6 protein-coding genes are annotated in these 9,734 nt (G+C 57.4%); all 6 read right to left on the minus strand.

What is annotated here, in order from left to right; genetic code table 11:
* Positions 1 to 1,227 (minus strand): BREX-1 system adenine-specific DNA-methyltransferase PglX (locus HCU66_RS26205; protein ID WP_241015702.1); only part of this gene is annotated, 1,227 nt, incomplete at its 3' end.
* Entirely contained in the window at positions 1,224 to 3,116 is a 1,893-nt protein-coding gene (locus tag HCU66_RS26210; RefSeq protein WP_205891280.1) for an Eco57I restriction-modification methylase domain-containing protein, read from the minus strand. The genes HCU66_RS26205 and HCU66_RS26210, both read right to left, overlap by 4 nt.
* Positions 3,117 to 3,118: 2 nt before the next feature.
* Positions 3,119 to 6,751 (minus strand): BREX system P-loop protein BrxC, encoded by a 3,633-nt coding sequence (brxC, locus tag HCU66_RS26215; protein WP_205891281.1) that lies wholly within the window; start codon positions 6,749 to 6,751, stop codon positions 3,119 to 3,121.
* A 28-nt stretch (positions 6,752 to 6,779) separates the two neighbouring features.
* Positions 6,780 to 7,355 carry a BREX protein BrxB domain-containing protein gene (locus HCU66_RS26220; RefSeq protein ID WP_205891282.1) on the minus strand — a complete coding sequence of 192 codons (576 nt, stop codon included), beginning with the start codon at positions 7,353 to 7,355 and terminating at the stop codon, positions 6,780 to 6,782.
* Positions 7,336 to 8,124, minus strand: a complete 789-nt coding sequence (locus HCU66_RS26225; protein WP_205891283.1) for a BrxA family protein — start codon at positions 8,122 to 8,124, stop codon at positions 7,336 to 7,338. The genes HCU66_RS26220 and HCU66_RS26225 overlap by 20 nt, the downstream gene beginning before the upstream one ends.
* A gap of 2 nt (positions 8,125 to 8,126) precedes the next feature.
* Positions 8,127 to 8,627, minus strand: coding sequence for a BrxE family protein (locus tag HCU66_RS26230; protein ID WP_205891284.1), 501 nt, complete (start codon positions 8,625 to 8,627; stop codon positions 8,127 to 8,129).
* Positions 8,628 to 9,734: the final 1,107 nt, after the last annotated feature.

Consider the following 9,734-nt stretch of genomic DNA (forward strand, 5'->3'; position numbering starts at 1 on the left):
CAGTCGGGCAAGGTCATGCGGATGGCCAGGGTCGTCGACCAGAATGCCATCATGAGCATGGAATGGCTGAGCCCCATCGGGCAACATTCCCGGAGACTTTGTAGGCAAAGGATCGAACGGTTCTGGCTCTGGCGGAAGGAGGCGCTCGCCTGTAGCAATGCGCAAGTCGAAACGTCCAAAGGCAACACCTACGGCCCAGGCCAACAGTCCGTCCATTGATGGAACCTCTGTTTCAGCCTCCTCATCGTCCTCACCCGCGTCAGCCATCTCGTCATCCATCTCGTCATCCATCACCGGACCATTCACCGCCTCGCGGTCCGCCTCAGCAAAACCGTAGAGATCAAACGCGATCGCGTCCATCTCTGCCTTAATCTCGTCAACTTCCATCTTGATGGCGAGGGAGTCGATGTAACCTGCTCGCGCACGAATCGCTACGGGTAGCACGAAAGCGTGCGATGTTTCGGTGACGGAATCTGCTGTGCGCTTCAATGACCAGACACGACGAGCGAGGTTGGCGAGTTGCTTGCGCTGCGCCGCTGTCAATGACGGAACAGGCGTTCTCTGAATAACGCCCACTTCATAAGACCCGAAGGCCATTTGCAGCGAAACAAGTAGCCCAAAAGCACGACTATTTGTGAGCGCCAACAGAGCTAAAAGCTCTTCAGAATCATCAGTTCGACAAAAGGCAGCCGGCCCCTTGTCACCGAAGATGCATCCAGCGGGCATCGCACGCAGACTGAGACCTCCTTGCGTGCGTCGCGGCCAAGTAAGACCAGGTCGAAAATAATATTCTTCGTTGTAGACACGCTTCCCGTAGTTTCCGTGCTCTTGGACTGCCTTAGCCTTTAAGACTGAGCCCATAGCCCGCCATTCAATTACTAGATAAACATCAGCGTAAATAGGTGAGAACGCACCACCTTTCGCGAAAGCCATCCAACCCAAACCCGGAGACTCCCACCAAATTCGGACAAAGCGAAAATCATCGGCTGTCGCCAACCCTTGTTTGGTGGTGCGGCCCGTCCCCTCGAATGCGGGAAGCTGGTGGAACACTCGCCGCACAGACTCACTCACCCAGTAGGCAAACGGCTTACTCGGAACCCAATCAAATGACTCCGACGCGACCTCGAAGCTTCGCGAATCATTCTCCGCCTGGCGCAAGTGATTACATGCAGCCATCAGCGCTTCGGCTTTGTCACTCTCCTTTAGGAGACGCAGAAACGTGCTCATCCCTGCTTCTCCAGCACGTAAGCAGCTGCTTCCACCATCGCGTCGTCCATTACGCCATGTCCAAGGTCCGCCATGACTTCTGGCTTAGCTATGCCCAAGACAACCTGTTCACGCCACTTCTGAAAGCTGGAGAGAAAAAAGCAGGTACGCGAAGTGATCGCTCCAATACGCCCACCGGTACGGAGCAGTTCAAGCCCGCGTTCAACGAAGAGGGCCAGCAGATCGTTCTTGCTGCGCGGGAAAGCTTTGGCAAGTTGATCTTTTGTGCTTGAAGCCAGCGCACCAAAAGGCGGGTTCATCACCACTACATCAAACACCTCGCGGCACAGATCGATGAGTCGCAATCCCTGCAGGGCGTCCTCCGCAAACAGGCGACCCTGGTAGGTGGATTTCGCTGCCTGAGCGAATTCTGTGAGTGCCTCACGTAACCGTGCTTCGGCTTGATGCCAGCTCTCCTGCTCCTGCGCGGCAAACAGACCGGTGCCTTTGCCGACGTACGCCTGACGAATCAAATGCGGCAATTCGCGCTCGACCTGGAGCAGTACGCCCAGCTCCGGCAAGCCCTTGAGCAATTGCAGGGTTTTTTCAAACAGCTCGGCATCACGCTTGTCCAGACTTTCGGCAAACTGCTGGCGCAGCTCCCGTTCTGCGGGCGGCGCAATGGCAGCGACCACATGGCCGTGACCGATCAGCGGGCGGTCCTTGGCCTTAATTCCGGCGTCGTGCCAAGCGCGCTGCGCCCTTAGCCACAGCGCAAGCGACGCGATCTGTGCAGCGCGCGGGTCGATGTCCACGCCGTAGATGTTGTGCTCAATGATCAGGCGCGGCAAGTCGTGCAGAAAGGCTGCTTCGTTCTCATAGGTCTGGCTCAGAGGCTTGAGCGCTGCTTGAGGCTGAGTGGAAACATCCAGCGAGTCGGGGCCATGCTTCTCTTCCGAGGCCCAAGCTTCGCGGTAGACCTCGGCGAACAGGTCAAATGCGTAGAGGCCGAAGTGCATGGAGCCACAGGCCGGGTCCAGCAACTTCAGGGTGCGCGGATCACGCAGTTTGGTAGCTGCCTGGGGCGCTTCGTCGGGCTTGACGAGCAGATACTGGCAACGCTCGCGTAGATGGGTATCTCCCCCGGTGGCGTTGAACCACAGACGACCAAGTGTGTTATCCACCAGGAATTCGACCACATAGCGCGGCGTAAAGAACTGATTGCGCACCGCTAGCTCGCGGCTGTTGCGCGGCGCCTGCGAGGCATCGCGCATTGCCTTGCGCTCTTCTTTGGAGTTGAAGTACTGGTAGATCCAGCCGATGGTTTCATCCTCGCTCCATAGTGGGGCGATGTCGGCATCGTTGATCAAGTTAAGCACTTGCAGCAGCGCGGCTTCGCGCGGGAACAAACGGCCCTGCGGCGAGTAGCGATCGAACAGCCCGGGCAGGTCTTGACTCAGCTCATCAAACACACTGAACAAATAGGTGCGATAGGCATCGCCGGTTTCGCCCAGGCCGGTGCCGACCAGCCGTGCGTAGAGCTGAAACCCTTTGGCCTGAAAGCCGTTGCCTACCGACTCGACCAACAACCCGCGCGCCTCGGCCATACGGAGGGCCGCCAAGCGGTTGAGCACCGTAAACGCCTGCTCACGGACGATCCGGTCCAGCCCCTGCCTGGCATCCATGTCGCCACTGGCGCAGTAGTGCGCCAGGGTCTCGCGCAAGATGCGCGCGGATTCGCGCTGTGCGTCATTGATGTGGCGCAGGCTGGCCAGCTCTGTAACTCTACCTGCATTCGGGTCCATGCCGTAGTCGTTCTGGAGTTGACGGGTGAACTCCTCTTCCAGCACTCGTCGCGCGTCATTGACGAAGCGCTGCAGGCGGATTCTTGTTGTTTGGTCAAAGGCCATACTTATTTCTCGCCCCCATTACCCAGGGAGAACATCACTTCAATCTCTGCGTATAGGCCGAGCTGTGCCTTGATCTCGTGGAGCTGCTGAATCAGCGAGTCAATGTCCGCAGCCGATGTCATCTTCACCGGCACCGAGATCGACTTGGAGAGTTTGGCGGGGCCTTTCTTACCGGTCTTGGCGCGCTCTTCCTCTATTCGTTGGCGCAGGCGTTCCTGGCCCTGACGCTGGATGGAGCGTTTGAGCTCCTCGAGCGTGCTGTTGATGTCGTAGTCGCGGGCCAGAAGTTTTTTGAGTCCGGCCAGGTCCTGTGTGGCTGCCAGGGCGAGCCCATCCAGCCGGTTCACGGCGTTGCCGCGTTCTTCTTGGGTAAGTTCTTCCCATTCGGGAATGCGCTGCAGATCCTCTACACCTTCCGTCAAGCGTAGCTTTTGCTGCTCAGACAGGGTGATGACTGCATCACGCACTCGACCCTTCAGGTGGGTGAACTGTGAGTTGAAGTCGGCGGTGTGTTTGTAGAAGTCCTCTTTGCCCAGGCGCTCTGACAGGGTTCCCAGATCTTCAGCGAGTTCGCGGCGCAGCTCACCCGGCACACCGGTATCCGGCAAAGCCTCGATATCGCGGCGATGGGCTTGAAGATCCCGCAGGGTGGCGTCGAGCCCGTTGTCGAGCACGCGCTTCACTTCGAGCGCCCACTTGAGGTTGTCGTAAATGGCAGAGGTTTCAGCACCCAGACGCTGAGGAGTGTCCGAGGCATCGGTGAACAGGACATCGGCAATGTCCTGGTTCAAGGTGCGGATGCGGTCACTGCCTGCCAGCCCGAGGCCGCTGAGTTTTTCTGCCAAGGAGCCATAGTCGTGCTGGAACCGCGGGAAGTGTTTGGCCGCTGCCTTGCTGATCTCCTGCTCTAGCGGAATGACCATGTCGCCCACCAGCTCAGTGAGCCGCTCTGCGGCCCGACCGAGCGTTTCGATGGACGGGCGCTCGTCGCGCAGCGCGACACCGATCTGCTTGAAGGAGTTATTGGTCTTCAGCGCATCGATCGCCTGCTGGCCTGCAGCCGTGACTTCACGCCCCGAGACCTTGAGCTTGACTTCACCGGCCATGAGCATGGCGGCCACGATGTAGCGTGTCGTATCTGGCGACCAGCCGAACGGGTCGCTGCTGAAATCGTCGAGCAGACGCTTCCCATCGACCGTACCGCGCTTGTCGATGTAGTCGCGGATGCTGATCATCGCCTTGTGATCGGTTTTGAACGAGGCGCGACCTGCAACCGTCTGCACCAAGCCGAGTGGGTCAAGGCTGCTACCAATGGCCGCTGGGTTAGCGACTTTCAGGAATTTCTCGGCGGTGTCGGTGCCGGCGCGCACCGGTGCTTCGACATAACGGTCGAACACCTGGTCAGCCACATCGGAGAGCAGTTTCTTGGCCGCCTCCAGCAGGTCGGCATCCAGTGCCGATACCGCAGTGGCCTGACCACGGAACACAAACGAGCCGGACTGTAGGGTTTGCTTGATCTTGCTCTGGAGTTGGGTCGCGAGCTTGGCGGCGCGATCGAGCTGGCCGGTACAGTAGTCCTTAACCTCCTGGTCCGGCTGATTGCGGTGCAATTCGGCGATGCGCTGGCAGCGATAGATTTCGTTGGCCAGATCGTCGAGCTCGGGGTTGGACCGGGCTAACAGCCCAATTATGTTGCGCCCTGAGCGACTACGGGAGTCGTCTAGCATGCGGTTCTTAGCGGTATCGTAGTCGCTGGCAGATACCTGTTCCACGAGGGTTTGGATGGTGCTCTGATCTCCCGCCAGACTGATGATGGCGCTGCCGGCCTGGATCTTCAATCCAGTGGTGACAGCCATCGTGCCGTGGAGACTGACACGCGGCAGCGGGTCGAAGGATTCGCGCAACGCATCGTTGAAGATGCGCTTCACATCCACAGTCCTCAGTGCAATGGCGCCACGCTCCTGTTCGATGTCCCGCAGCTTTTCGCTGAGGAAGACGAGGCTGCCATCTTTCTCACCAAGCGGCACATGCACGTCACCCAACATTTCTTCTACAGCTTTGCGCACTGTGTCGAGCTGCGTGGGCGCAGTGACAGATGAGTGCATCAGGCTAGCAACGTTTTGCACCGACACCGGCAAGTTGCCGAGAATCTGCAACACGGCAACGGACTTGGCGATGTCCTGATGTAGCTGCAAATCGGGAAAGCGAATCTGGACCTTGCCAACCGCCTGATGAATGGAGGTGAAGGCGCGGCGGATATCCTTCTCCAGCTCGTCGTACAGAGTGACGGTGGTGGCCAGCCAACCCACAGGCTGATCGGCCATCGCCTTGGAGCCGCCTTCGCCTTTGAGGACGTCCTGGATCACCTTGATCGCCGAGCGTAGGCCAATGCCACCGGTGGACTTGGCCAGTGCGCCCAGCAGGTGCAGCAGGATGTCAAAATGAGCCGGTAGGAACGGGTAGAGATTGGTGAAGCTCTCCTTGCTGAAATCAGCGTCGTAATACTTGGCGTCCTGCAGCCTGGAGTTTTGCCGCAGCGCCTGGCCGTGGGCGTCGAACAGCTTGCCCAGCTCGGTCTCCCCGGCCGGTGATTTGCCGAGCAGCCGGCGATAGCAAATCTCTTTGATGTCGCTCGATTCCAAGTCAATCTGAATCGGGAAGCGATCCTTGAGCTTGTAGAGCTTGTCCGAGTTCAGCGCTGCGCGCGGGTCATCTTCAGTAAGCGTCTGCTGCGCAGTGGAGATGATCCAAGCCTTGCCGTCGCCCAGCCGTTTGAGGTTCTTGGCCAAGCCATCAAGGTTGAGGATCAGGTTGTCGCGCGAAGCAACGTACTGGCCAACTTCGTCGACGATGAAGATGATGTTCTGCTTGCCGCTTTTCTCGCGGACGATGTCAATCATCTCCTGCACGCGTTGGTCTTCGAACTGGAAGAAGCCCTCGGTACTGGACGAGAAAGACTTGGCTTCCGGGAAGAGTGCCGAGTACATCTCGTGGGCGATCTTCGGGATCAGCCCGTCGATGGCAAGCGGGTTGTTTTGAACCCGAGCCCAGGTCGCACCAGGCAGCGCCTGGGCGATACGCTCATGCAGCTCGTGGGTTCGGCCATCCTTCTCGACCATGCGCTCGAGGGCTGCAACTTTGAGGTTTCGTGAGTAGCCAGCCCACTGGAGCACCTTGAAGTAAAGAACGGAGGAAACATCTTCCAACGTGGCGCCGGCGAGCATTTCGCTGGCGAGATCCAGCATGACCACTGCAGCCGGGAACCGTTGTGCAACGGTGCTCAGCAAGGCCTTGGTCTGCGGCTTGTGCAGGCGATCCTGTAGGTACTTAATGAACGGTGTGCCGTCGATGTTGCGCTGATCATCAAACGCCAAGCCGAGGTACTTGGTGAACGAACTCTTACCTGAGCCGTAAAAGCCAGAGACCCAAACACCGACCTCATTCTCCCCGCCCGACTCCATCGCCAACTGCATGCTATCGAGGAGCTTTCGGAATTGCTCTTCAATGCTTTCCGTGACTACGTACTCGGAGATTTCAGCCTTGAGGCGGCCTTCTTTCGAGGCGCCATAGGTGATGACCTTCTCGATGGTCCGGGAGATATCCTTGCTTGGATCGAATAGTGATCGGATGGTCATAGATTCGTCCCTAGGTTCTTTTATTTGTTCAGCCGCCGACGTGGACTGATCGGTAATTGCCGTCTTCTGGATAGAAGCCGAGAAACTTCAAGCGCGTCTTGCCGGTTCGCACGCCTGGGTACAGAAAAATCGTCGGCACGTGAAACTTGCCTTGGAGCTGGCTTTCGATGGCACCAATGCGCAGAAACGGGTGGAGCGCTTCAAGGTCGGTCACCAAAAGCAGCGCGTTCTGCTGGCCTTCGAGTGGCTGCAGGGCATCTTCCAGACGTTTCAGTAGGCCGTTGTCCGCCGTCAGAATGTCCGCCAACGCCTTATTGGTGCGCTGCCAATCCTGCGGAGCGGACTTGTCTTCCATCACGCACAACGACCAGAACGGGTCGTCTTTGAGCAAGGTCCAGACCTGTTCCGCAATGGAGAATGTGTGCACATCCCACCCTTCCTGATGGAGCTTCGCCACCCAGGCGGGCGTCTGCCGTTTCACCTCAAGGATTTGTTGGGGAGAAAAGACGAGGTAGTAGATCGGTTCAAAACTCGCATGACCGAGTTCACGCCCCTGCCGGATGCGCTCACGCAGCTCGTCGAAATCAGCTTTGAGTGAGGACATCGCAAAGCGCCTCCATGTCTTGTTGTTTCCAGCTGATCCGGATCACATCGCCAGCCGCTTGGACTATGAGCAACCCTTTCAGCGAAAGCCGTTTGATTTCTTCCAGCACGTCTTCACGTGCCAAGCCAAACAGCTGCCAGTCTTCGTGTGTCAGCAGAGCGTTATCACCAACACCGGAAAAATGCAGCTCGTAGGCGAGATAAGCGGCCACGATTGGTGAGATGCGGAACGGCAGGATGCGCCGGCTTGAACGCAATCCGCGTTCGAGCATTCCGCAGTCGGCGCAGCACCCAGTCAGATAGCCGGAGACACGCCGCACTGTTGTTTCAGACCAGCGTTTGATGGTCTTGCCATCATCTATGCCACGCTCGACAAAACTACGAGCGTCGTCATTAGTGAGCTGCGTGTATCCGCCGGCATACCGCCCCCAATAAACGTGACGCACGAAGTCGCCAAGGATCGGGTTGGCTCGACTCGTAAATACAAACATGAGCTGCGTCAGGTCTGCCGTAGAGATCGTTGCGGAAAGGCGCTTGAGGTATATGGCTGTCGCCCCACCCGCCACTAGATAGCGCGGAGCGAAACATTCAACGACAATGTTACGAAGCCGGCGTGCAGTGACAGTCGGGAATCGACCAGATTCCAGCGCGACCTGCTGCAACTGGTTCGCCGACATACCGGGCGACCACAGATCGAGCAGCGTCTTGGTCTCACTGACGAGACCAAGTCCTGCTTGCAACTGGGTCGTGTAGGGCTTGTTGTCGGCCACAGCTACCCCACCAAATATGGATAAGATTTCACGTTCTGAGTGAACGCAGATAGATAGATAGCTGCGATGACCTTCAGGGTGTCGGTGGAATCGAGATCATTAATGCTCCCGACCGCCATTGGCCCCACGCTGGACATATCGCTCGTCGCGGCTAAGCGTTTCAACGCATCCAGTGCAACCTCTTTGCTTTGAGGGGCCTGACTGGCGATTTCTTCGCCCACGATGCTTTGCACGATCGCATGTAAATCCTGCTCAACCTCTTCCGGCACCCGAAACAGGTGGTAGCTGCCTACGCTCAAATGCTCGTCATGCAATCGTCTGGCTGCTTCCAGCACACCGTGGTACTGGGCGAGGCGAGACGTTTTCGAGAAGACGGGCTCGAGGAAGATCCGACTTGATGCCTCATAGAAAGCGGTTGGCCACCATGCACACTGAGCGCGCTCGCCAAGGAAGCCAACGAGCAGTCTCATTTGCAGCAATGTTGGTAGGTAGGATTCTTTCATTTCTCATAATCCATCTGCTGTACTGACGCATCCGATGCGAGTGAGTAAAGTCGACAAATCTAATCCGCGCTCACCGATCAAAGAGGGGGAACGGTCAAGCTTGACCTCATCTGTACAGATCCATTAGGGCGCTATACCCGCAGCCAATCTCAATAAGCAATCAATTGGCAACCAGAAAAGTTTTTTGAGTTGGTGTGAGTTAGCAGCGGATTTGGCACCGACCAGGACCTTGCAAGAGATTCCGAGCTGACCGCTAGAAGCCGCGGCCGACGGATCTTTCGTGGGTTCAGCGGCGCTCAATCGGTGCCAACTACCTGCAAAATGGTTTGTCACCAAAACAGCAAGAAGTCGGGTGAATTTGCAGTCTGTTTGGCACTGCGGCTTGGGCCCAAAANGTGAATTTGCAGTCTGTTTGGCACTGCGGCTTGGGCCCAAAAACGTCGAATTTGGAGGTACGAGGTAGGCTCTCGGACGCGATGGTTTGATTCCAAATCGGCCCCCCGGACCTTGTGATCAAAGGGCCTTCAGGAGGCCCACAGCCCGTCAGCAATCAATTCGAATAGATGCGCCCTCCCCGCGCTCTGCTCCGTTTCCCTAGCGCACAATCGGAAGTCCGGCCTAAAGGTGCTTTCGCTGCTTCCGTTTTCTTCAAAGGCACAGCCGGCGTGACGTACAGTCAGTTTCGCTGATTTGGGATGGTGACCTTCAAGAACGAAGAATCGGAACTGAGCTTCCAGAGTTTAGCGCAGCGGAGCGGGTGAGAAAAACGCTCTAATCGCCCGGAAACAGGGCGTTTGGCAAGGCTATCTGACATGCGAAAAAACGGAGAAAGGAAGAGAAACATCAGACAGGATTGGTGCCAACAGCAGCGCGAAAAAGGGCCGAAGCCCACAACTCCACTCAATTTCTGCTGCTACGCTGAAATCACCATGGAGGATTCCCAATGCCCAACTCTGACCTGATCCCTTCCCTGCTATTCAAGATCAACGAAAATCAACTCGCTCTAGAAGCTGCCATCATGGAACTCACGAACTGAGTCGAGCAGCGGGGAGCCGTAGATGTCGCCGAAAACGTGCGCGGCGCCCTGGATGCGATCGACCGCAACGA

The organism is Pseudomonas frederiksbergensis (genome assembly GCF_017114915.1).
Lineage (GTDB): Bacteria > Pseudomonadota > Gammaproteobacteria > Pseudomonadales > Pseudomonadaceae > Aquipseudomonas > Aquipseudomonas frederiksbergensis_I.